The sequence below is a fragment of the Pseudomonas sp. D3 genome (genome assembly GCF_029320995.1).
Classification (GTDB): domain Bacteria; phylum Pseudomonadota; class Gammaproteobacteria; order Pseudomonadales; family Pseudomonadaceae; genus Aquipseudomonas; species Aquipseudomonas paraveronii.
The window spans coordinates 1,326,497-1,348,854 of sequence record NZ_CP119772.1 but is presented as its reverse complement, the minus strand read 5'-3'; the positions used below and the strand labels follow the sequence as shown (position 1 = coordinate 1,348,854).

At 59.6% G+C, this 22,358-nt stretch carries 20 protein-coding genes; 11 read left to right on the top strand and 9 right to left on the bottom strand.

Features of this window, described 5'->3' with window-relative positions; all coding sequences use genetic code 11:
• Positions 1-118 precede the first annotated feature (118 nt).
• Positions 119-430, top strand: coding sequence for a type II toxin-antitoxin system MqsR family toxin (locus P3S72_RS05980; RefSeq protein WP_247399114.1), 312 nt, complete (start codon positions 119-121; stop codon positions 428-430).
• Positions 427-915, top strand: a complete 489-nt coding sequence (locus P3S72_RS05975) for a type II toxin-antitoxin system MqsA family antitoxin (protein ID WP_276196605.1) — start codon at positions 427-429, stop codon at positions 913-915. The genes P3S72_RS05980 and P3S72_RS05975 overlap by 4 nt, the downstream gene beginning before the upstream one ends.
• A gap of 64 nt (positions 916-979) precedes the next feature.
• On the opposite strand, the gene P3S72_RS05970 is transcribed toward P3S72_RS05975, so the two are convergent.
• The 4 genes from P3S72_RS05970 to P3S72_RS05955 form a co-directional block, all read right to left on the bottom strand.
• On the bottom strand, positions 980-1,744 hold the full coding sequence (locus tag P3S72_RS05970) for an amino acid ABC transporter ATP-binding protein (protein WP_003171943.1): 765 nt from the start codon (positions 1,742-1,744) through the stop codon (positions 980-982).
• 11 nt (positions 1,745-1,755) lie between these two features.
• Positions 1,756-2,853, bottom strand: a complete 1,098-nt coding sequence (locus P3S72_RS05965) for an amino acid ABC transporter permease (protein WP_247399108.1) — start codon at positions 2,851-2,853, stop codon at positions 1,756-1,758.
• 10 nt (positions 2,854-2,863) lie between these two features.
• Complete coding sequence (locus tag P3S72_RS05960; RefSeq protein ID WP_247399106.1) at positions 2,864-4,045, bottom strand: amino acid ABC transporter permease; 1,182 nt, start codon at positions 4,043-4,045, stop codon at positions 2,864-2,866.
• A gap of 72 nt (positions 4,046-4,117) precedes the next feature.
• Entirely contained in the window at positions 4,118-5,149 is a 1,032-nt protein-coding gene (locus P3S72_RS05955; RefSeq protein WP_247399103.1) for an amino acid ABC transporter substrate-binding protein, read from the bottom strand.
• Between the two features lie 345 nt (positions 5,150-5,494).
• On the opposite strand from P3S72_RS05955, the gene P3S72_RS05950 reads away from it, so the two are divergent.
• Together P3S72_RS05950 and rhlB are read left to right on the top strand one after the other, a co-directional pair.
• Complete coding sequence (locus P3S72_RS05950) at positions 5,495-6,151, top strand: alpha/beta hydrolase (protein ID WP_247399100.1); 657 nt, start codon at positions 5,495-5,497, stop codon at positions 6,149-6,151.
• Between the two features lie 96 nt (positions 6,152-6,247).
• Positions 6,248-7,717: an ATP-dependent RNA helicase RhlB gene (gene rhlB / locus P3S72_RS05945; RefSeq protein ID WP_247399120.1), complete on the top strand. Its 1,470-nt coding sequence runs from the start codon at positions 6,248-6,250 to the stop codon at positions 7,715-7,717.
• A 145-nt stretch (positions 7,718-7,862) separates the two neighbouring features.
• On the opposite strand, the gene moaE is transcribed toward rhlB, so the two are convergent.
• The 5 genes from moaE to P3S72_RS05920 form a co-directional block, all read right to left on the bottom strand.
• Entirely contained in the window at positions 7,863-8,312 is a 450-nt protein-coding gene (moaE, locus tag P3S72_RS05940) for a molybdopterin synthase catalytic subunit MoaE (RefSeq protein ID WP_276196604.1), read from the bottom strand.
• Between the two features lie 2 nt (positions 8,313-8,314).
• A complete protein-coding gene (moaD, locus tag P3S72_RS05935) occupies positions 8,315-8,557 on the bottom strand; it encodes a molybdopterin converting factor subunit 1 (protein ID WP_247399093.1) in 243 nt (80 codons plus the stop codon).
• Entirely contained in the window at positions 8,554-9,027 is a 474-nt protein-coding gene (gene moaC / locus P3S72_RS05930; RefSeq protein WP_253393480.1) for a cyclic pyranopterin monophosphate synthase MoaC, read from the bottom strand. Before moaC ends, moaD begins: the two co-directional genes overlap by 4 nt.
• Before the next feature lie 88 nt (positions 9,028-9,115).
• Positions 9,116-10,510, bottom strand: a complete 1,395-nt coding sequence (locus P3S72_RS05925; protein WP_247399072.1) for a PhoH family protein — start codon at positions 10,508-10,510, stop codon at positions 9,116-9,118.
• 348 nt (positions 10,511-10,858) lie between these two features.
• Positions 10,859-11,983 carry a polysaccharide deacetylase family protein gene (locus tag P3S72_RS05920; RefSeq protein ID WP_276196603.1) on the bottom strand — a complete coding sequence of 375 codons (1,125 nt, stop codon included), beginning with the start codon at positions 11,981-11,983 and terminating at the stop codon, positions 10,859-10,861.
• A 119-nt stretch (positions 11,984-12,102) separates the two neighbouring features.
• Between P3S72_RS05920 and yaaA the strand changes: the two genes are divergently transcribed.
• The 7 genes from yaaA to algG all read left to right on the top strand — a co-directional run bounded on the left by yaaA (position 12,103) and on the right by algG (position 22,351).
• On the top strand, positions 12,103-12,882 hold the full coding sequence (gene yaaA / locus P3S72_RS05915) for a peroxide stress protein YaaA (RefSeq protein ID WP_276196602.1): 780 nt from the start codon (positions 12,103-12,105) through the stop codon (positions 12,880-12,882).
• A 915-nt stretch (positions 12,883-13,797) separates the two neighbouring features.
• On the top strand, positions 13,798-15,114 hold the full coding sequence (locus tag P3S72_RS05910; RefSeq protein ID WP_247399050.1) for a nucleotide sugar dehydrogenase: 1,317 nt from the start codon (positions 13,798-13,800) through the stop codon (positions 15,112-15,114).
• 83 nt (positions 15,115-15,197) lie between these two features.
• Complete coding sequence (gene alg8 / locus P3S72_RS05905; RefSeq protein WP_276196601.1) at positions 15,198-16,679, top strand: mannuronan synthase; 1,482 nt, start codon at positions 15,198-15,200, stop codon at positions 16,677-16,679.
• Positions 16,680-16,717: 38 nt separating this feature from the next.
• Entirely contained in the window at positions 16,718-17,884 is a 1,167-nt protein-coding gene (locus tag P3S72_RS05900) for an alginate biosynthesis protein Alg44 (RefSeq protein WP_276196600.1), read from the top strand.
• A 2-nt stretch (positions 17,885-17,886) separates the two neighbouring features.
• Positions 17,887-19,278 (top strand): alginate biosynthesis TPR repeat lipoprotein AlgK, encoded by a 1,392-nt coding sequence (gene algK, locus P3S72_RS05895; RefSeq protein WP_276196599.1) that lies wholly within the window; start codon positions 17,887-17,889, stop codon positions 19,276-19,278.
• Positions 19,275-20,762: an alginate export family protein gene (locus P3S72_RS05890; RefSeq protein ID WP_276196598.1), complete on the top strand. Its 1,488-nt coding sequence runs from the start codon at positions 19,275-19,277 to the stop codon at positions 20,760-20,762. Before algK ends, P3S72_RS05890 begins: the two co-directional genes overlap by 4 nt.
• On the top strand, positions 20,762-22,351 hold the full coding sequence (algG, locus tag P3S72_RS05885) for a mannuronan 5-epimerase AlgG (RefSeq protein WP_276196597.1): 1,590 nt from the start codon (positions 20,762-20,764) through the stop codon (positions 22,349-22,351). Before P3S72_RS05890 ends, algG begins: the two co-directional genes overlap by 1 nt.
• Positions 22,352-22,358: the final 7 nt, after the last annotated feature.

Sequence of the window (22,358 nt, the reverse complement as noted above, 5' to 3'; positions counted from 1 at the left end):
CACCATATTAGGACCAGCCTACAAAGGCAACGCACTAGGGTTCTTAGGCAGGAAAAAGGAGCAGTATTTTCGATTGTTAAAATTACCCTTAAAGGGTAATTTCAGCCTTAGGTGTCTTATGGAAAAGTACACACCTCATTACGATTTGGCGGTGATCAAGGCGGATGTCATCCGGTTGGGTAGCAGAGCATTCACCGCAAGCGCGCGGGAGGGGGCTCGACAACTTGAGTTGAACATCGGCCAGATGCGACTCGCGGTCTGCGCCCTTGAGAATCGAATGTTGTACAAGTCAATGACGACCTATTCAGACCACCGTGTGTGGCAGGACGTCTATCTGATCAAGATTTACAGTACGGAGATTTACATCAAAGTGACTTACCGCCCAGGCGGTGGTCCTCCCGTAATCTCCTTCAAGGAGAAAACCTTATGAAAACCCAACAATGCATGAGCTGCGGAACCCATGACGCAATGCAGCATTTCGAAGGTCGCAACTTCACGATCAACACACGCGGCATGATCCGGGATATCCCCGATATTGCAGGCTGGGAATGCCAGGTCTGTCACGAGGTCGAATTCGATTCGGACACCGATAGCGCAGAGCGTTATTCCGATGCCAGCGATAAGTTGTTAATAGACGCCAGGACAATCATCGCCGCCGAAATGAAACGAATTCGCCGCAAATTGCATCTGACGCAGAAAGACGCGGTGAGGCTATTGACCGGCCGCGGCCATAACGCGTTTTCCCGCTACGAAAGGGCTGAGATCTTTCCGCCCGCGCCACTGCTCACATTGATGCGTCTACTGGATAAACATCCGCATCTACTGGCCGAAATAGAGGCACTCAATGCCGGCGAAGACCTGAACCATCTGCTGATCGCAAAAGATGCGCAGCTTGCAACTCAAGCGTCCGCGTAAAAACAGCAGGCAAAAATAAACCCGGCCGGGTGCCGGGTTTATCGCTTCAAGCATCAACCATCGATCAATGCAGAATCTGGCTCAAGAACAACTTGGTCCGGTCATTCTGCGGGTTGTCGAAGAAGTCATTCGGCGCTGCCTGTTCGACGATCTCGCCCTTGTCCATGAAGATCACGCGGTTGGCCACGGTGCGGGCGAAGCCCATTTCGTGGGTCACGCACAACATGGTCATGCCGTCTTCGGCCAGGCCGATCATGGTGTCGAGCACTTCCTTGACCATTTCCGGGTCGAGGGCCGAGGTCGGTTCGTCGAATAGCATGATTTTCGGCTTCATGCACAGCGCCCGAGCGATGGCTACGCGCTGTTGCTGGCCGCCCGAGAGTTGCCCCGGAAACTTGTGGGCCTGCTCCGGAATGCGCACGCGTTCCAGGTAGTGCATGGCGATTTCTTCGGCCTTGCGCTTGGGCATCTTGCGCACCCACATCGGCGCCAGCGTGCAGTTCTGCAGAATGGTCAGGTGCGGGAACAGGTTGAAGTGCTGGAACACCATGCCGACTTCGCGGCGGATCGCTTCGATCTGCTTGAGGTCGTTGGTCAGCTCCACGCCATCGACCACGATGCGGCCTTGCTGGTGTTCTTCCAGGCGGTTGAGGCAGCGGATGGTGGTGGACTTGCCCGAACCCGACGGGCCGCACAGCACGATACGCTCGCCCTGCTTGACGTTGAGGTTGATGTCTTTCAACACGTGGAACTGGCCGTACCACTTATTCACGCCCTGCATCTGGATAATGCCTTCAGGGCTCACAGGCTGTTTGATCGCTTCGCTCATAACAACAACTCCTAACGCTTGTGGCCTGTGTCGAGCTTGTGTTCCAAATGAATGGAATAGCGCGACATACCAAAACAGAAAATCCAGAACACCAAGGCGGCGAACACGTAGCCTTCAGTGGCCATGCCCAACCATTTCGGGTCGGCGGCGGCTTGCTTGACGCTGTTGAGCAGGTCGAACAAACCGATGATGATCACCAGGCTCGTGTCCTTGAACAGCGCAATAAAGGTGTTGACGATGCCAGGGATCACTAGCTTCAGGGCTTGCGGCAGAATCACCAGGCCCATGCTGCGCCAGTAACCCAGGCCCATCGCCGCAGCCGCTTCGTACTGACCTTTGGGAATCGCCTGCAAGCCACCACGCACCACTTCCGCCACGTAGGCCGACTGGAACAGGATCACGCCAATCAATGCCCGCAGCAGCTTGTCGATGCCCATGCCTTCGGGCAGGAACAACGGCAGCATCACCGAGGACATGAACAGCACCGTGATCAACGGCACGCCGCGCCAGAACTCGATGAAGGTCACGCAGACCACACGAATTGCCGGCATGTTCGAACGTCGCCCCAAGGCCAGCACAATCCCCAGCGGCAAGGCGCCGGCGATGCCGACGGTGGCGATGACCAGGGTCAGCATCAGGCCGCCCCATTGGCTGGTGGCCACGTTGGTCAGGCCGAAGATGCCACCGTGCAGCAGGAAGAAGGCAATGATCGGGTACAGCACCAGAAAGCTCAGGCCGTAGATCGCCTTGCGTGAAAAACGCGAGATGAACAACGGCGCCACGCCAACGATCGCCAGCCACACGGTCAGGTCCACACGCCAGCGCAGGTCGCCAGGGTAGTAGCCGTACATGAACTGCCCGAAGCGCTGTTGGATAAACACCCAGCAGGCGCCCTCTTTGGTGCAGTCCGCGCGAGTGGTCCCGACCCAGTTGGCGTCGAGGATGGCCCAGTGCAGGATGGGCGGCACGACCAGGTAGATCAGGTAAAACGCCAACAAGGTCAGCAGGGTGTTGAGCCAGCTGGAAAACAGGTTGGCGCGCATCCATGCCATCGGCCCGAAGACTTTGCTCGGCGGTGGCATATCAGGTTTGAACGTATGCGAACTCATGCTCGTTTCCTCACCGCTCGATCAGCGCAATGCGCTTGTTGTACCAGTTCATCAGCAAGGAAATGCTGATGCTGATCGCCAGGTACACGCTCATGGTGATGGCAATGACTTCGATGGCCTGGCCGGTCTGATTGAGCACCGTGCCGGCAAACAGCGAAACCATTTCCGGGTAACCGATACCAGCGGCCAACGACGAGTTTTTCGCCAGGTTCAGGTATTGGCTGGTCAGCGGCGGAATGATCACCCGCAGGGCTTGCGGGATGATGACCTTGCGCAGCGTCGGCCCGGGGCGCAGGCCCAGGGAGCGCGCGGCTTCGGTCTGGCCGTGGCTGACGGACTTGATGCCTGAGCGCACGATCTCGGCGATAAACGCGGCGGTGTACACGGTCAGTGCCAGGGTCAGCGCCAGCAGTTCAGGGATCAGCACCCAGCCGCCGACGAAGTTGAAGCCTTGCAGCTTGGGCATTTCCCAGTGCAACGGCGCGCCGAAGATCAACGCGCACAACGCCGGGATCAATACCAGCAACGCCAGGCCCACCCAGAACTTGTGGAACGGTACACCGGTGGCTTCAAAGCGCTTGTTGGCCCAGCGGGTCATCAGCACGATCGCCACGATGGCCACGACCACGCTGGCCACGAACGGCCAGAACCCGTCGGCGGCCAGTGCTGCCGGCATGTTCAGGCCACGGCTGCTGACGAAGAACGTATCGCCGAAGTTATGGCTGTTGCGCGGCCCCGGCATGGTCAGGAATACCGCGAAGTACCAGAACAGGATTTGCAGCAGCGGCGGGATGTTGCGGAACACTTCCACATACACCGTCGCCAGCTTGTTGATCATCCAGTTGGGCGACAAGCGGGCCACGCCGATGATGAAGCCGAGCAGAGTCGCCAGGACCACGCCGATCACAGTCACCAGCAAGGTATTGAGCAGACCGATTACAAACACCCGGGCATAGCTGTCCGATTCGGTGTAGTCGATCAAGTGCTGCGCGATGCCGAAGCCGGCACTGCGCTCAAGAAAGTCGAAACCCGAGGTAATGCCCCGGTGTTGAAGGTTGGTCTGGGTATTGTTGAAGAGGTACCAGCCCAGCGAGACCACCGCCACAATCGTGATGATCTGGAAGAGCCACGCACGCACTTTGGGATCGCTGAAGCTGAGCTTCTGCTTTGGTGCGCCGATTTTATTTTGCATGAAGTGCCCCGGAAAGAATGGAACAGAACATCACCCGGCGGTTGGCCCACCGGGTGATAGAACCATCAGCGATCAGCGCACAGGGGGTGCGTATTGAATGCCACCGTTGTTCCACAGCGCGTTCAGGCCACGGTCAATTTCCAGCGGCGTGCTTTTACCGAGGTTTTTCTCGAACACTTCGCCGTAGTTACCGACTTGCTTGACGATCTGCACGACCCAGTCTTTCTTCACTTTCAGGTCTTTGCCGTATTCGCCGTCAGCACCCAGCAGACGTGCGACGTCCGGGTTCTTGGTGGACTTGGCTTCCGCCTCGACGTTCTTCGACGTGATACCGGCTTCTTCAGCGTTGAGCATGGCGTAGCCTACCCAGCGCACGATGGCCAGCCACTCGTCGTCGCCATTACGCACGACCGGACCCAGCGGCTCCTTGGAAATGGTTTCCGGCAGAACCACGTAGTCTTTCGGCGAGGCCAACTTGCTGCGCTGGGCGAACAGTTGGGACTTGTCGGAGGTCAACACGTCGCAACGCCCGGATTCCAGCGACTTGGCGCTTTCGTCGGAGGTGTCGAAGGTGATCGGGGTGTATTTGAGGTTGTTGCCACGGAAGTAGTCGGAAACGTTCAGTTCAGTGGTGGTACCGGCCTGGATGCAGATGGTTGCACCGTCCAGTTCCTTGGCACTTTTAACGCCCAGCTTGTTGTTTACCAGAAAGCCGATGCCGTCGTAGTAAGTGATGAAGCCAGGGAATTTCAGGCCCATGCCGGCATCGCGGGAGCTGGTCATGGTGGTGTTACGCGACAGGATGTCGACTTCACCGGACTGCAGCGCGGTGAAACGCTCCTTGGCGTTCAACTGGCTGAATTTGACTTTGGTCGCGTCGCCGAAAACGGCAGCGGCTACCGCGCGGCAATAATCAGCGTCGATCCCGAGGATCTTGCCGCTGGCATCCGGTACCGAGAAACCCGGCAAGCCGTCACTCACGCCACATTGCACAAAGCCTTTCTTCTGCACGGCGTCCAGGGTGGCGCCGGCGTGGGCGAAACCACTGACACCCAGTACAGCGGCCGCGGAAACGATGGCCAGGGTGGATTTCAATACCTTCATTCAAACCTCCAGTTGCTCTTGTTGTGTCGGAGCTAGAACCTCAGCGCACCCTTATGAGGCGATATCGACCCGTGTTGGCTTTTATTAGGGTCAAGCGGCATGAGGCGATCGCAGTAATTCCAGTTGCTATCCCATAAACGGCAGGCACTGATAGTGTTACCGTCCGAGGAAAGTTCTGACATCGACCTACACATAGCAAAGCGCGTACCAGAGTGGCTGCTGAGTCGTTTCAGCCCAAGGTCAATGAAAAAAGATTCAACCTTGCGACATTCTCGTAACAGATCAAACTATTGCGCACCGTTCCATCGCACTTAATCGGAGCGCACGCACATTTATGGAGCAGACATGACCGAAGCCTTGATTCTTCAGCCCCGCAACACCGCAGACGCCTGTGTCATCTGGCTGCATGGCCTGGGGGCCGATCGCTACGACTTCAAATCGGTGGCCGAAGCGCTGCAGGAAAACTTGCTGACCACCCGCTTCGTCTTGCCTCAGGCGCCCACCCGTCCGGTGACCATCAACGGCGGCTACGAGATGCCCAGTTGGTACGACATCAAGGCCATGAGCCCGGCCCGCTCCATCAGCCTGGAACAGCTGAAAGACTCGGCCAAAATGGTCACGGAATTGATCAAGCAACAAAAAAGCAGCGGAATAGACGCCTCGCGGATTTTCCTGGCGGGTTTTTCCCAGGGCGGCGCCGTGGTGTTCCACACCGCGTTCCATAAATGGCAAGGCGCCTTGGGTGGCGTGATTGCCCTCTCCACTTACGCGCCCACTTTCGACGACGAACTGGAGTTGTCCGCCAGTCAGCAGCGCATTCCGGTCCTGTGCCTGCATGGCCAGTACGACGATGTGGTACAGAACGCCATGGGGCGCAGCGCTTATGAGCACTTGAAGACCCGTGGTGTCACCGTGACATGGCAGGAATACCCAATGGGTCACGAAGTGTTACCTGAAGAGATCAGCGATATCGGTACGTGGTTGACCGAACGTCTGCGCTGAACGCCCCGGTTTATTTAGCCACATGACAGACGCACTACGCCGCGCCCGATTCTTGCATTACACTGGCCGGCGTATATTCCTTAACCAATTAATGAGATCACCGTGCTCAAAGCACTTAAGAAGATGTTCGGCAAAAGCGAGGCTGAGCCGCTCGCGCCAGTTCCCAGTGCTCCTGTCCCGACAACCGGCAGCCGCCACGAAGGTAAACAGCCTGGCCAGACCGCCGCTGTGGCCGCGCCGAAACCGCTCGAGGTGACACCCGCCGAACCGCCGAAACCGACCGAAGCCGCTGCGGCACCTGCGCCAAAAGCCGCACGGCGTGAACGCGCGCCCAAACCGCCCGTCACACCGTGGAAGCTCGAAGATTTCGTCGTTGAACCCCAGGAAGGCAAAACCCGCTTCCACGATTTCAAGCTCGCACCGGAACTGATGCACGCCATCCAGGACCTGGGCTTCCCCTACTGCACACCGATCCAGGCGCAGGTGCTCGGCTTCACCCTGGCCGGCAAAGACGCCATCGGCCGCGCCCAGACCGGCACCGGCAAGACCGCCGCGTTCCTGATCTCGATCATCACCCAGCTACTGCAAACGCCGCCGCCGAAAGAGCGCTACATGGGCGAGCCACGCGCGCTGATCATCGCCCCGACCCGCGAACTGGTGGTGCAGATCGCCAAGGACGCCGCCGACCTGACCAAGTACACCGGCCTCAACGTCATGACGTTCGTCGGTGGCATGGACTTCGACAAGCAGCTCAAGCACCTCGAAGCCCGCCATTGCGACATCCTGGTCGCCACCCCGGGCCGCCTGCTCGATTTCAACCAGCGCGGCGACGTGCATCTGGACATGGTCGAAGTGATGGTGCTGGACGAAGCCGACCGCATGCTCGACATGGGCTTTATCCCGCAAGTACGCCAGATCATTCGCCAGACCCCGCCGAAAAACGAACGCCAGACCCTGCTGTTCTCCGCGACCTTCACCGAAGACGTGATGAACCTCGCCAAGCAGTGGACCACCGACCCGTCCATCGTCGAGATCGAGGCGCTGAACGTCGCCAGCGAAAACGTCGAGCAACACATCTTTGCCGTGGCCGGCGCCGACAAGTACAAGCTGCTCTACAACCTGATCAACGACAACGGTTGGGAGCGCGTGATGGTGTTCGCCAACCGCAAGGACGAAGTGCGCCGTATCGAAGAACGCCTGGTGCGCGATGGCGTCAACGCCGCGCAACTGTCGGGCGACGTACCGCAGCACAAGCGCATCAAGACCCTCGAAGGCTTTCGCGAAGGCAAGATCCGCGTGCTGGTGGCCACCGACGTGGCCGGGCGCGGGATTCACATCGACGGCATCAGCCACGTGATCAACTTCACCCTGCCGGAAATGCCGGACGACTACGTACACCGCATTGGCCGTACCGGCCGTGCCGGGGCTGCGGGGGTGTCGATCAGTTTTGCCGGGGAAGATGACTCGTATCAGTTGCCGTCGATCGAGACGCTGCTGGGCCGTAAGATCAGTTGCGAGACGCCGTCGACGCACTTGCTCCGTGCTGTAGAACGCAAACGGCCTTAGGCTGAAATGCGGTCAACAATGTGGGAGGGGCGGTGCGACGATTCGACTTGCCCCCGATAGCAGTGGGTCAGTCAACAGAGATGTTGAATGTGCCACAGCTATCGGGGGCAAGCCCCCTCCCACATTTGCATCTATGTTCGGCTGACTATTTCCAGCGATCCGCTGCTGCGTGATCGCTGTCGCGCCCTTCGACCCAGTGCGCGCCCTCAGGGGTATTTTCCTTCTTCCAGAACGGCGCGCGGGTCTTCAGGTAGTCCATCACAAATGCGCAGGCATCAAACGCAGCCTGGCGATGCGCGCTGGCCGCCGCGACGAAGACAATCGGCTCGCCCGGTTCCAGCGCGCCGATGCGGTGCAGCACTTCCAGCTTAAGCAGCGGCCAGCGCTGTTCGGCTTCCACGGCGATCTTGGCCAGGGCTTTTTCGGTCATGCCGGGGTAATGTTCAAGGAACATCCCCGCCACATCGTGGCCGTCATTGAAGTCGCGGACATAGCCGACAAAACTCACCACCGCGCCGACGCCGACATTGGCGGCGTGCATCGCGTTGACTTCGGCACCGGGGTCAAAGGGCTCGGGCTGCACACGAATGGCCACGCTCAGCCCCCGGTCACGGGTGGGAAAAACGCAACTTCATCACCGGCCTGCAGCGGTTCGTCGAGGCTGCACAGTTCCTGATTACGCGCACACATCAAGCTGGTTTCGTTGAGCACCTCAAAGCCCGGGTCGCCGGCCAATGCCTGGCGCACAGCGTCGACGGTCGCGAAGTCGCCTTCCACCTCCAGCGAATCCAGGCCCACCGCTTCGCTGTAGCGGGCAAAAAACAATACGTTGATGCTCATGCTTGATCCGCCTTGAAATGCCCACTTTTACCGCCGAGCTTTTCCAGCAGGCGAATGCTTTCGATGGTCATGCCACGGTCCACGGCCTTGCACATGTCGTAGATCGTCAATGCGGCGACACTGGCGGCCGTCAGCGCTTCCATCTCCACACCGGTCTGGCCGGAGAGTTTGCAGCGCGCGACGATATGCACCGCGTCCACACCCTCGGCGCTGAGTTCGACCTTGACGCCAGTGAGCATCAGCGGGTGACACAGGGGGATCAGGTCGCTGGTTTTTTTCGCCGCCTGGATTCCGGCAATGCGGGCCACGGCAAACACGTCGCCCTTGGGATGGGCGCCGTCGACAATCATTTTCAGGGTCTCGGGCAGCATGCGCACGCGCGCTTCGGCCACCGCCTCACGGAACGTCACGGACTTGTCGGTGACGTCGACCATATGGGCGCGACCTTGGGAATCGAGATGAGTCAGCACAGGGATACTCCTGATCAGGAGCGTCGATTGTAAACCCAATGTAAAAGAAATGTGGGAGGGAGCAAGCCCCCTCCCACACCGACCGCGTTTACAAGTGAGATTCGGCGTATTCGGCCAAAATCGAACGTGGCACCCCTTGCAGCGCGATATGCACGCCGTTCGGGAAGTCTTTGAAGCGTTCCGTCAGGTACGTCAGCCCGGAGCTGGTCGCGGACAGGTAAGGGGTGTCGATCTGCGCCAGGTTGCCCAGGCACACCACTTTGGAACCGGCGCCAGCACGGGTGATGATGGTTTTCATCTGGTGCGGCGTGAGGTTCTGGCATTCATCGATCAAAATCAGGCTCTGCTGGAAGCTGCGACCTCGGATGTAGTTGAGGGATTTGAACTGCAACGGCACTTTGCTGAGGATGTAGTCGACGCTGCCATGGGTGTTTTCGTCATCCATGTGCAAGGCTTCGAGGTTGTCGGTGATCGCCCCCAGCCACGGCTCCATTTTTTCCGCTTCGGTGCCGGGCAGGAAACCGATTTCCTGGTCCAGACCCTGCACGCTGCGGGTGGCGATGATGCGGCGATAGCGCTTGGTCACCATGGTCTGCTCGATGGCGGCAGCCAGGGCAAGAATGGTTTTGCCCGAGCCGGCGGCGCCGGTCAGGTTGACCAGGTGGATGTCCGGGTCGAGCAGCGCATACAGCGCCAGGCTCTGGTAGATATCACGCGGTTTCAGGCCCCAGGCTTCCTGGTGCAACAGGGGTTCCTGATGCAGGTCGAGGATCAGCAGCTTGTCGACCTGGATCTCTTTGATCCAGCCCACAAAACCCTGTTCGTCGATGATGAACTCGTTGACGTGTACCGCCGGCAGGTTGTCGATCAGTTGCACCTGGTGCCAGGTGCGACCGTGGTCCTGACGGGTTTCGACCTTGCTGACGCGATCCCAGAACGAGCCGGTCATGGTGTGATAACCACGGGACAGCATCGACACGTCGTCGACCAGTTGGTCAGTACTGTAGTCCTCGGCAGCGATCCCACACGCTCGTGCCTTGAGGCGCATATTGATGTCTTTGGTCACCAGCACGACGCGCAGGTCCTTGTCACGTGCGTGCAGGTCGATCAATTGGTTGATGATTTTGTTGTCGTTGAGGTTTTCCGGCAGCAGGCTGTTGGGCTCGCTACGCTTGCTCATCAGAATCGACAGCAAGCCCTTGGGCCCGCTCTTGCCGCGCTGGATCGGCACGCCGACTTCGACGTCCTCGGGTGATGCTTCGCCCAGGGTTTTGTCGATCAGGCGGATCGCCTGGCGACATTCTGCTGCCACGCTGTGATGCCCACTTTTGAGTTTGTCGAGTTCCTCCAGCACGATCATCGGGATGGCGACGTGGTGTTCTTCGAAGTTAAGCAGCGCGTTCGGATCGTGGATCAGTACGTTGGTATCAAGCACATAAAGGATTGGCTGGTCGGAAGAAGGGTTACGTCCATGATCATCCATACTCGGTCACCTTTGTGGGAGCCAGTCGACGCAATACCACAACAGTGCTGCGCCTCGATTCGACCACCGAATGCACCTGAGGGACGTCAAGTGCATTGCCCACATGAGGAGTCTTGGAAGACGCCACCTGTGTTGCAGGTTTCGGCGATCTGACTTCGTAATACCGCAAAACCCATGACAGGAAAAAGCACTTTGACGTTTTTTTGAAGTTTATTTTTCAGGATGACGAATAGCACTAGCCGAGTGCCAGCCACGCCGTTAAAGTCGGAAGTCCGCCTGCATCGAAACATCCTACAAAATCACCGCAGAAATGCCGCATCCCCAACGGCAATAGGCACTTCAGCCTTTTCAGCGAAACGCCTCCCGGCAGTCCTGCCAACCCAGCCCGCTTTGCGCCGTTGCCTGCAATAAAATCGGCAATGCCACCCGCGCCTTATCCTGGGTGTCGTGAAACACAATCACCCCTTTGCGCCACAACAACATCAAGGTCAGCACCCGCTGCGCCGACTCATCGGCCTTGAGCTTGCCCGGTTCGTCCTGGGAGTCGATATCCCACAACGCCACCTGCAAACCCTGGGACTGGAAGAAACCCTGGCTGTCCGCACGACGCTGACCGTAGGGTGGACGGAACAGCGGCACGTAGTTCTCCGGCATCAGGTTCTGCGCCAGTGAGGCACTGCGGGTGATGGAGCTTTGCCAGTCGACCCAATGGCTGTGGGAACGGTACTGCCAGCCCTGGGTGCCCACGCACTGGCCTTGGTACAGCGCCTGCACATCGGCTGCGGAACTGCGCTCCACGCGGTTTTGCAGGCTGCTGCCAAGGGCGAAGAACGTGGCGTTCATCTTCTGCTTGCGCAGGTAGTCCGTGAGCCAGTCGGTATTGCCGCTGACCGGAGCTGGGCCGCCGTCGAAGGTCAGCAGGAACAACCGGTCGTTGAATTCATCGCCATTGCGCTCATGGTCGCCGAAACGCGCGACTTCGCTGCTGATCTGCGGGAACAGCGCGGCTTTGCGTAGCAGCTCGTCCAGGTAACGCTCGTGGAAATTGTGGCTCGGGCCGGCCCAACCTATATAGAAGGAGTTTTCGCTGATCTCAAACTTGCCGGCCTGCTCGCGCAGGTCGTCCATGTTTTCCACCAGGTAGCAGAACGACGCGTCTTCCTCGCAACTCTCCTGGGCGAAGGTGTAGCCCTCCAGCAGGCGCTGCCAGAGCTGGCGACGCAGATCGTCGATGGCCGCCAGGTTGATGATCTTCAGGCCCAGGCGCTGTTTGAGCGCCGCTTCATCCAGGGCTTCGCTGGCGATCAGGCTGTGGGCGAACATCAGGATTTCGGCGCGCGAGGCCACGTCGAACAGCGCAGGGCTGCTGAGTTTTTCCGGCCAGACGCCACGATCCAGGCTGGCCACATCCACGGGCGCCGCGTGGGCATTGAGGCATAACAGGCACGCCGACAAAAAAAACGCTATTCGCACACAGGGTCTCCCTCTCCAGAGTCACCGGCCATCATAGCGGATCGCGCCTATCGCCATCATAGGTGGAGTCAAAACGCCCAACACCCTAGAATCCTCGCACGATTACAGGAGCCAACTTCATGCTGATGGTGATTTCCCCCGCCAAGACCCTCGACTTCGAGTCCAGGCCTGCGACCCAGCGCTTTACCCAGCCGCAGTACCTGGACCACTCCCAGGCACTGATCGAGCAACTGCGCCACCTGAGCCCGGCGCAAATCAGCGAATTGATGCATGTATCCGACAAGATCGGCGGCCTCAACGCCGCGCGTTTCGGCAGCTGGAGCCCGGCGTTCACGCCGGCCAATGCCAAGCAGGCGTTGCTGGCATTCAAGGGCGACGTGTACACGGGCCTGAACGCCGAAACCTTTAGCGACGCCGACTTCAGCTACGCCCAGGACCACCTGCGCATGCTCTCGGGCCTGTACGGCCTGCTGCGCCCCCTGGACCTGATGATGCCGTATCGCCTGGAGATGGGCACCAAACTGGCCAACGCCCGTGGCAAGGACCTGTACGCCTTCTGGGGCACCCGGATCAGCGAGTGGCTCAACCAAGCCCTGGCCGAACAAGGCGATGACGTACTGCTCAACCTGGCGTCCAACGAATACTTCTCAGCGGTCAAGCGCACGGCCCTGAACGCAAGGATCGTCAACACCGAGTTCAAGGACCTGAAGAACGGCCAGTACAAGATCATCAGCTTCTACGCGAAAAAGGCCCGGGGCATGATGAGCCGCTTCGTGATCGAAGAGCGCATCAACGATCCGGCCCAGCTCAAGCAGTTCGATGTGCAGGGTTATCGCTTCAATGCGGAGCAGTCCAAGCCCGACAAACTGGTGTTCCTGCGCGATCACGCACCGGAATAAGGCCCTGCTCCGCCCTCATAGACGCTAAAGATCATATGTGGGAGGGGGCTTGCCCCCGATGGGGGTGGGTCAGTCGACACATGTATGACTGACACACCGCCATCGGGGGCAAGTCGAATCGTCGCACCGCCCCTCCCACATTTTTGTCTGCATTCCACCCCGCAAATCGTCAATTGTTTGGCGTCAAAAAATACATTGACACATCCATAACTTTTATTTCACTCGACATTCATCATTTTTTTTCGTAGTGGCACCACTTTTTTAAAATACTAGTGGCACAAAACTATTCCCGCGTACCAACTCCCCGCAACTACTGGCCCAAATAGCAAGTGCTATCAATATAGTACCAGTGCCATCTTTACCCATATTTCAAGAAATTTCCGGAAACAGGATGAGCGGCCAGGAACTTCGTCCTAAAGCACCGCTCATACCACCGGTAACGTAATTCTCTGTTTCTGTAAGAGATGACTTACATAGCGACCAACGGAAGTAGCGAAGTTGTCACATTTAACTTTGACTCAGGGCTGATATTACCAACCGATTAGTTAAGAGCGGCGACAAGGATGAATTGCCACACACTATAAGGCCAAGGCTGTGTTTACCCCAATGGGTCAGTGATGAAACACAAGGCATTGATAGTTAAAGGCTTATTGCCTCTATCAAGACCCTGCGGCACTGGCGCCTGGCCCTTCTCCCAGGAAGGCCGGCTGCATTTGAGGGCAAGCCCCAATAAAAAGGCCACGTTGCGCACAACTTGAGTGCAATAGTTAGTCACTCGTTATTCAACATGCCTGCATGCGATAAGTCGGCGTCTATTCGCCTAACTTTCGCGGCATCAGTGACGCTTGCAAACATGAACTCCGGCCATCTATTGGCAGATTTAATACCGTCTTCAATGACAAAGAGGTAAATGCGATGCGCATCAGCATATTTGGTTTGGGTTACGTAGGCGCAGTCTGTGCCGGTTGCCTGTCTGCCCGTGGCCATGAAGTGGTCGGCGTAGACATCTCCAAGGAAAAGATCGACCTGATCAACGCCGGTAAATCGCCGATCGTTGAGCCGGGTCTGGGCGAACTGCTGAGCCAGGGCATCGAGACCGGTCGACTGCGCGGCACGACCAACTTCGCAGACGCCATCCGCGATACCGACCTGTCGATGATTTGCGTCGGCACGCCGAGCAAGAAAAACGGCGACCTGGAACTCAACTACATCGAATCGGTATGCCGCGAGATCGGTTTTGTCCTGCGTGACAAGACCACCCGCCACACCATCGTCGTGCGTAGCACCGTGTTGCCGGGCACCGTGGCCAACGTGGTGATCCCGATCCTCGAAGACTGCTCCGGCAAGAAAGCCGGCGTCGACTTCGGCGTCGCGGTCAACCCGGAATTCCTGCGCGAATCCACGGCCATCGCCGACTACGACCTGCCACCGATGACCGTCATCGGCGAATTCGACAAAGCCTCCGGTGATGTCCTGCAATCGCTGTACGAAGAACTCGACGCGCCGATCATCCGCAAGGACATCGCCGTTGCCGAAATGATCAAGTACACCTGCAACGTGTGGCACGCCACCAAGGTGACCTTCGCCAACGAGATCGGCAACATCGCCAAGGCCGTCGGCGTCGATGGTCGCGAAGTGATGGAAGTGGTCTGCCAGGACAAAACCCTCAACCTGTCCCAGTACTACATGCGCCCAGGCTTCGCATTCGGCGGCTCGTGCCTGCCCAAAGATGTGCGCGCGCTGACTTACCGCGCCGGCTCCCTGGACGTGGAAGCGCCGCTGCTCAACTCGCTGATGCGCAGCAACGAATCCCAGGTGCAGAACGCCTTCGACATCGTGGCCGGCCACGACAAACGCAAAGTCGCGCTGCTGGGCTTGAGCTTCAAGGCCGGCACCGACGACCTGCGCGAAAGCCCACTGGTGGAACTGGCGGAAATGCTGATCGGCAAGGGCTACGACCTGAGCATCTACGACAGCAACGTCGAGTACGCCCGTGTCCACGGCGCGAACAAGGAGTACATCGAAGGGAAAATCCCCCACGTGTCGTCCCTGCTCAACTCGGACTTCGATGATGTGATCAACAACTCCGACGTAATCATCCTCGGCAACCGTGATGAGAAGTTCCGTGCCCTGGCGCAGAACGCGCCACACGGCAAGCAAGTGGTCGACCTGGTGGGCTTCATGTCCAAGGCCACCTGCGTGACGGGCCGCACCGAAGGTATTTGCTGGTAACAGCAACGGCAAGTTTCGAGCTGCAAGCGTCCTGATCCCCAGCGCTTGCAGCTTGAAGCCTTCTTCACCTTCGGATGACGCTTATGTCCAAGTTAAAACACGTACTGCTCCAATCCGCCGGCTGGCTGTTCTTCTTGAGCCTGCTGATGGGACTCGCCCTGCTATTGCCGGCGAGTACGTTCGACTCCGAGTCGAAGAATTTTATTTTCCTGATTGGTGCCGTCGGTATCTGGCGCTACTCGATGGGTGCGACGCATTTCTTTCGCGGCATGCTGTTCCTGTACGTGGTCTACCCACACCTGCGGCGCAAAGTGCGCAAGCTGGGCAAGTCAGCGGACCCGTCCCATGTGTTCCTGATGGTCACCAGTTTTCGGATCGATGCGCTGACCACCGCGCAGGTCTACAGCTCGGTGATTCGCGAAGCGATCGAATGCGGATTCCCCACCACCGTGGTCTGCTCGCTGGTGGAAATGTCCGATGAGCTGTTGGTGAAGAGCCTGTGGGAACGCATGAACCCGCCGGACCATGTGAAGCTCGACTTCGTGCGCATCGCCGGCACCGGCAAGCGCGACGGCCTGGCCTTCGGTTTCCGCGCCATCTCCCGCCACTTGCCGGATGACCGCGCCGTGGTTGCAGTGATCGATGGCGACACCGTGCTCGCCGAAGGCGTCGTGCGCAAGACCGTGCCGTGGTTCCAGTTGTTCGGCAATGTCGGCGGCCTGACCACCAACGAGTTCTGCGAAGTGCGCGGCGGCTACATCATGAGCGAGTGGCACAAACTGCGCTTCGCCCAACGCCACATCAACATGTGCTCGATGGCCCTGTCCAAGCGCGTGCTGACCATGACCGGGCGCATGTCGGTGTTCCGTGCCAGCGTCGTCACCGACCCGGGCTTTATCGCCGACGTGGAAAGCGACTCGCTGCAACACTGGCGCCTGGGCCGCTTCAAGTTTTTGACCGGCGACGACAAGTCCAGCTGGTTCAGCCTGATGCGTCTGGGTTACGACACCTTCTACGTGCCGGACGCCGCGATCAACACCGTGGAACACCCGCCCGAAAAGAGCTTTATCAAGGCCAGCCGCAAGCTGATGTTCCGCTGGTACGGCAACAACCTGCGCCAGAACTCCCGCGCCCTGGGCCTGGGTGTACGTCGCCTGGGCCTGTTCACCAGCGTGGTGCTGTTCGACCAGCGCGTGTCGATGTGGACCTCCCTGCTCGGCCTGACCGTGGCAATCATCGCCACCTTCAAGTACGGCGGCGCGTTCATCCTCGCGTACCTGCTGTGGATCGGCATCACCCGCCTGATCCTGACCGTGCTGCTGTCGTGCTCCGGCCACAGGATCGGCCCGGCGTACCCGGTGATTCTCTATTACAACCAGATCATGGGCGCGCTGGTGAAGATCTACGTGTTCTTCCGCCTTGATCAACAGTCCTGGACCCGCCAGGACACCAAACTGACCCGCGATTTGGCCAGCTTTCAACGTTGGTTCAACACCTGGTCGTCTCGGACCATGACCTTCTCCGCCGGCAGCATTTTCGTCGCCGTGTTGCTGATGATGGTCTGACCCTGCCAAGCCTGAATTAACTCTAGGAAATTGCCCTGATGAACAGCCAAGTAAACGCCAACGTTGTCCACGAATCCGAAGCCCAGCGCCAGCACGCCCGAGTCAAAATCCCGGCCAAGCTGCGCTTCTTCAACACTGACCGCACGCAGACCGAAGCGCGGGTCATCGACCTGTCCGCCGGCGGCCTGGCGTTCACCGCCACGCAGCCGTTGACCGTCGGCGAAGTCCACAAGGGTCGCCTGCAGTTCGTCATCGATAACCTCGGCCTGGCAATGGATGTGGAGCTGCAGATTCGCTCCTACGACCGCCAGAGCGGGCGCACCGGTTGCCAGTTCCAGAACCTCGATGCGCAGGATATCTCGACCCTGCGCCACCTGATCACCTCGCACCTGTCGGGCGATATCGTGACCATGGGTGACGTACTCGCCACCCTGCAACGCGACAACTTCACCAAGGCGCGCAAGGTCAAGGACGGCGGCAGCAACATGAGCCCCTTCGGCCGCTTGCGCGCCGTGACGTTCAGCCTGGCGATCTTCCTGGTGGGCCTGGCGGCATTCGGTTTCGTCTTCAAATCGCTGTATGGCATGTACTTTGTCAGCCACGCCCAGGCCGGCCTGGTCAGCGTGCCCGGCATGAACGTGACCATGCCCCGCGACGGCACCGTGCAAAGCCTGCTCAAAGGTGATGCGGTGGCGGCCAAAGGCGCACCACTCGCCACCTTCAGCACCAGCATGCTCGACGTGCTCAAGGGCCACCTGGACGAAGACCAACTGCAACCGGCCAAGGTCGAAGAACTGTTCGGCAAGCAAATGACCGGCACCCTGACCTCCCCTTGCGACTGCGTCGTGGCCCAGCAAATGGTGGCCGACGGTCAGTACGCGAGCAAAGGCGACGTGATCTTCCAACTGGTGCCACGCGGTAGCCTGGCCAACGTGGAAGCACGCTTCTCCTATCGCCAGTTCGCTGACGTTCGCCCAGGTACGCCGGTGAACTTCCAGGTCGCCGACGAAGAACAGACCCGCACCGGCACCATCGTCAGCAGCACCAGCCTGAACAGCGCCGACCTGTCCTCCGACATCCGCGTGCAGATCAAGCCGGATGCTCCGCTGGACAGCGCCTACGCCGGCCGGCCGGTGGAAGTGACCAGCGACCGTGGCCCCTCGCTGAACTGGCTGATCGATAAAGCCATGGCTGCGGGTCTTTAATCATGAGCGCCCTTCGAACCCTACCGGTGCCCCTGGCGCTGGCCATCGCCCTCGCCGGTTGCGCCGGCCTGCCCGACCAACGCCTGGCCAATGAAGCGCTCAAGCGTGGCGATACCGTCACCGCGCAGCAGAATTACCAGCAACTGGCAGACCTGGGTTACAGCGAGGCCCAGGTGGGCCTGGCCGACATCCAGGTAGGCACCCGCGATCCGGCGCAAATCCAACAGGCCGAGGCCACTTACCGTGCTGCGGCGGATATTTCGCCGCGCGCCCAGGCCCGCCTGGGTCGTCTGCTGGTGGCCAAGCCCGGCGCCACCGAAGCCGAACACCACGAAGCCGAAGGTCTGCTGAAAAAAGCCTTCGCCAATGGCGAAGGCAACACCCTGATCCCGCTGGCGATGCTGTACCTGCAATACCCACACAGCTTCCCCAACGTGAACGCCCAGCAGCAGATCAACCAATGGCAGGCGGCGGGTTACCCGGAAGCCGGTCTGGCCCAAGTGCTGCTCTATCGCACCCAGGACACTTACGACCAGCACTTGGATGACGTTGAGCGCATCTGCAAGGCCGCGCTGAACACCACCGATATCTGCTACGTCGAGCTGGCCACGGTCTACCAGAAAAAAGCCCAGCCGGAAAAACAAGCCGAACTGCTCAAGCAGATGGAAGCCGGCTACAGCCGTGGCACCGTCACCGCGCAGCGTGTCGACAGCGTGGCCCGCGTATTGGGCGACGCTACGCTGGGCACCACCGACGAGAAAACCGCCCAGGCCCTGTTGGAAAAAATCGCCCCCGGCTACCCCGCGTCCTGGGTCAGCCTGGCGCAATTGCTCTACGACTTCCCCGAACTGGGTGACGTCGACCAGATGATGAAGTACCTGGAAAACGGCCGCGCCGCCGACCAGCCGCGCGCCGAGCTGTTGCTGGGCAAGCTCTACTACGATGGCAAGTGGGTACCGGCAGACGCCAAGGCCGCCGAAGCACACTTCCAAAAAGCCGTGGGCCGGGAAGTGGCCGCCGATTACTACCTCGGCCAGATCTACCGCCGTGGCTACCTGGGCAAGGTCTACTCGCAAAAGGCCCTGGACCACCTGCTGACCGCTGCGCGCAACGGCCAGAACAGCGCCGACTTCGCCATCGCCCAATTGTTTTCCCAAGGCAAGGGCACCAAGCCCGACCCATTGAACGCCTATGTCTTCAGCCAATTGGCTAAAGCCCAGGACACGCCAGAGGCCAATGACCTGGCCACGCAGCTCGAAACCCCGCTGACGCCGGAACAACGCGCCGAAGGCCAACGCCTGGTGCAACAGGAACTGGCCGCGCGCGGCACCCTGGCCCAGAGCACGCTGCAACTGCACGCCCTGCAAGAAGAAGACGGCGAGGAATCCCTATGAAGCTCAATCCATTCGTGCAGGCCGGTATCGGCCTGACCTTCGCCCTGCTGTGGTCGTGCCCGACTCTGGCCGCGCTGACTGAAACCAAGAATTTCGGCATGGACGTTAAAATCACCGGCCAGTCCGAAGACGACCGCGACCTGGGCACCAAAGCGGGTGGCGACGTCAATGGCATCGGCCTCGACCTGCGCCCGTGGATCTACGGCGAAAGCGGCAACTGGAGCGCCTACGCCATGGGCCAGGCGGTGGCTTCCAGCGACATCATCGAGACCGACACCCTGCAACAGTCGTCGAGTGACGCAACCGATCAATCGAGCAACAACGACCGCAAGACCAAGAAGAACTACCTGGCCATGCGCGAGTTCTGGGTCGGCTACAGCGGCTTCACGCCCTACCCCGGCGAGATCCTCAAGCTCGGTCGCCAACGTCTGCACAATGACGACGGCCAATGGCGCGACACCAATATCGAAGCGCTGAACTGGACCTTCGACACGACCCTGCTCAAGGCCAATGTCGGTGCCGCCGAACGTTTCAGCGAATACCGCACCGACCTCAAGGAACTGTCGCCCAAGGACAAGGACCGCCAGCACTTCTACGCTGACGCCGCCTACCAGTGGACGCCGGGGCAGTGGATCGGCCTGCGCGGTCACCACACCCATGACGACGGCAAGCTCGACTACGCCGAACCGGGCGTGGCCACTGACCCGTTGGACAAACGCGAGAACGGCGACCTGACGTGGCTCGGCATCGAAGCCAACAGCGACGCCTACAACTGGCGCAACACCAACACCGTCAACTACTGGGCCAGCGTCACCGGCATGCGGGGCGACCGCGACACGGTCAACGCGTTGAACGCCGACGGCACCCGCCCCACCGCCGCCAAGCGCAGCGACGACGTGAGCGGTTGGGCCACCGACCTGGGTGTGCGCCTGCGCCTCGACCCGCAGTGGCAAGTCGGTGCGGCCTATTCGCGCGCCAGCGCCGAATACGAGCAGAACGGCCTGCAGAGCAACCGCTCGAACTGGACCGGCACGCAGTCCCGCGTCCACCGTTTCGGCGAAGCGTTTCGCGGCGAGATGAACAACATGCAGTCCATGAGCCTGTTCGCTTCCTGGCAACTGCGCGAGGACTATGACGCCAGCCTGGTGTACCACAAGTTCTGGCGCGTCGACGGCAACAAGGCGGTGGGCAGCAACGGCATCGATGCCGTGCAGAACAACACCGATGACGTGACCGGCGCGATCCTGTCCAGCACTTCCCTGCCCCTTGAAGACGGCAAGAAAGACCTGGGCCAGGAGATGGACCTGGTCGTCACCAAGTACTTCAAGAAAGGCCTGCTGCCGGCCGCGCTCAGCCAGTCGATCGACGAACCGTCGGCCCTGGTGCGCTTTCGTGCCGGCGTGTTCAAACCGGGCGACGCCTATGGCAGCCAGGTCGACTCGTACATGCATCGCGCCTTTGTCGACGTGATCTGGAAGTTCTGATGGGAGCCCGCGCAATGATTGCTCACCCCTTCACAGGCAGATGCTTGCTGGTGACCGCGATGCTGATGGCCAGCGCCACAGCCTTCGCCGATACCGCGCAGCCGGTCAAGGCGCCGACCATCGCCAAAGAACTGCAACAGGCCAAGACCTACACCATTTCCAGCCCGCCGACCGCGCCGCTGGAAATGCCCAAGCCGGCCCTGCCGGACCTGTCGGGCTACACCGCTGCGGCGATGGAAAAAAAGATCGTGCGCAAGAAGCCCGGCAAAATCAGCATCCGCCGCATGATGCAGGAAGATGCGCTCAAGGACTTCATCGGCGGCGATAACAAGATGGCCGAGTGGGTGGTGCGCCAGCACGGCATTCCCCAGGCGATCTTTATCGACGACGGCTACATGAACCTCAAGGACCTGCTGGGCAAAGTGCCCAAGCAGTACCTCAGCGAAACCTCGCCGGGCGTGTTCCTCGCCAAGTTGCCGATCGTGGTCGGGCGCAAAGGCATCCTGGACATCGACAAGCAGACCAAAGAACTGCGCCTGTCCCAGGAAGCCGGTTCGTTCCTGATCAACGACGGCCAACTGTTTGTGCGCGATACCAAGATCACCGGCTGGAAAGAAAAGGCCAACGGCCCGGCGACCTTCCAGTCGCCCAATGAATTCCGTCCGTTCCTGCTGGCCTGGGGCGGCACCGAGACCTACATCGCCAACACCAAGATGGCCAGTTTCGGTTACGCCAACAGTAAGTCGTATGGGGTGAGTATTTCCCAGTACACGCCGAACATGGCCAAGGTGCTCAAGCGCTCTGAGCCGACAGGCTGGATCATCGATTCCGAGTTCTCGGACATGTGGTACGGCTTCTACTGCTACGAGACCGAAGGCTTCGTGATCAAGGGCAATACCTACAAAGACAACATTGTCTACGGGATTGACCCCCACGACCGTTCCCACGGCCTGATCATCGCGGACAACAGCGTCTACGGGACCAAGAAGAAGCACGGCATCATCATTTCCCGGGAAGTGAACGACAGCTTCATCTTTAACAACCGCAGCTACGACAACAAACTCTCGGGCCTGGTGATCGACCGTAACAGCGTGAACAACCTGATCGCCGACAACGAGATCTACCGCAACCACACCGACGGCATCACGCTCTACGAGAGCGGCGACAACCTGTTGTGGGGCAACAAAGTGATCGCCAACCGTCGCCACGGCATCCGTATACGTAACAGCGTCAACATCAAGCTGTACGAAAACACCTCGATGGCCAACGGCCTGACCGGGGTCTACGGCCACATCAAGGATCTGACCGACACCGACCGCGACATCGCCCTCGACCCGTTCGACGCCAAGGTCTCGCTGATCGTGGTCGGCGGTGAACTGGCCGGTAACGGCAGCGGGCCGCTGTCGATCGATTCGCCGTTGAGCATCGAGTTGTACCGCGTGTCGATGCTGGCGCCGACCAAATCCAGCGGCATCAGCTTCAACGGCATTCTTGGCGAGCGCCAGGAAGAAATTCTCGACCTGCTGGTACGCCAGCAGAAAGCCGTGCTGATCGACCCTGTCGAACGCCAGACCGAAATGCAGGACTGAGGATGAC

Coding starts and splice junctions, on each gene's coding strand:
- P3S72_RS05960 (WP_247399106.1), bottom strand. CDS start 4,045: ATGCAAAATAAAATCGGCGCACCAAAGCAGAAGCTCAGCTTCAGCGAT.
- alg8 (WP_276196601.1), top strand. CDS start 15,198: ATGTCCAAGTTAAAACACGTACTGCTCCAATCCGCCGGCTGGCTGTTC.
- algG (WP_276196597.1), top strand. CDS start 20,762: ATGGGAGCCCGCGCAATGATTGCTCACCCCTTCACAGGCAGATGCTTG.
- P3S72_RS05910 (WP_247399050.1), top strand. CDS start 13,798: ATGCGCATCAGCATATTTGGTTTGGGTTACGTAGGCGCAGTCTGTGCC.
- P3S72_RS05890 (WP_276196598.1), top strand. CDS start 19,275: ATGAAGCTCAATCCATTCGTGCAGGCCGGTATCGGCCTGACCTTCGCC.
- P3S72_RS05950 (WP_247399100.1), top strand. CDS start 5,495: ATGACCGAAGCCTTGATTCTTCAGCCCCGCAACACCGCAGACGCCTGT.
- P3S72_RS05925 (WP_247399072.1), bottom strand. CDS start 10,510: ATGGATGATCATGGACGTAACCCTTCTTCCGACCAGCCAATCCTTTAT.
- P3S72_RS05970 (WP_003171943.1), bottom strand. CDS start 1,744: ATGAGCGAAGCGATCAAACAGCCTGTGAGCCCTGAAGGCATTATCCAG.
- P3S72_RS05965 (WP_247399108.1), bottom strand. CDS start 2,853: ATGAGTTCGCATACGTTCAAACCTGATATGCCACCGCCGAGCAAAGTC.
- P3S72_RS05900 (WP_276196600.1), top strand. CDS start 16,718: ATGAACAGCCAAGTAAACGCCAACGTTGTCCACGAATCCGAAGCCCAG.
- yaaA (WP_276196602.1), top strand. CDS start 12,103: ATGCTGATGGTGATTTCCCCCGCCAAGACCCTCGACTTCGAGTCCAGG.
- P3S72_RS05980 (WP_247399114.1), top strand. CDS start 119: ATGGAAAAGTACACACCTCATTACGATTTGGCGGTGATCAAGGCGGAT.
- moaD (WP_247399093.1), bottom strand. CDS start 8,557: ATGAGCATCAACGTATTGTTTTTTGCCCGCTACAGCGAAGCGGTGGGC.
- algK (WP_276196599.1), top strand. CDS start 17,887: ATGAGCGCCCTTCGAACCCTACCGGTGCCCCTGGCGCTGGCCATCGCC.
- P3S72_RS05955 (WP_247399103.1), bottom strand. CDS start 5,149: ATGAAGGTATTGAAATCCACCCTGGCCATCGTTTCCGCGGCCGCTGTA.
- P3S72_RS05975 (WP_276196605.1), top strand. CDS start 427: ATGAAAACCCAACAATGCATGAGCTGCGGAACCCATGACGCAATGCAG.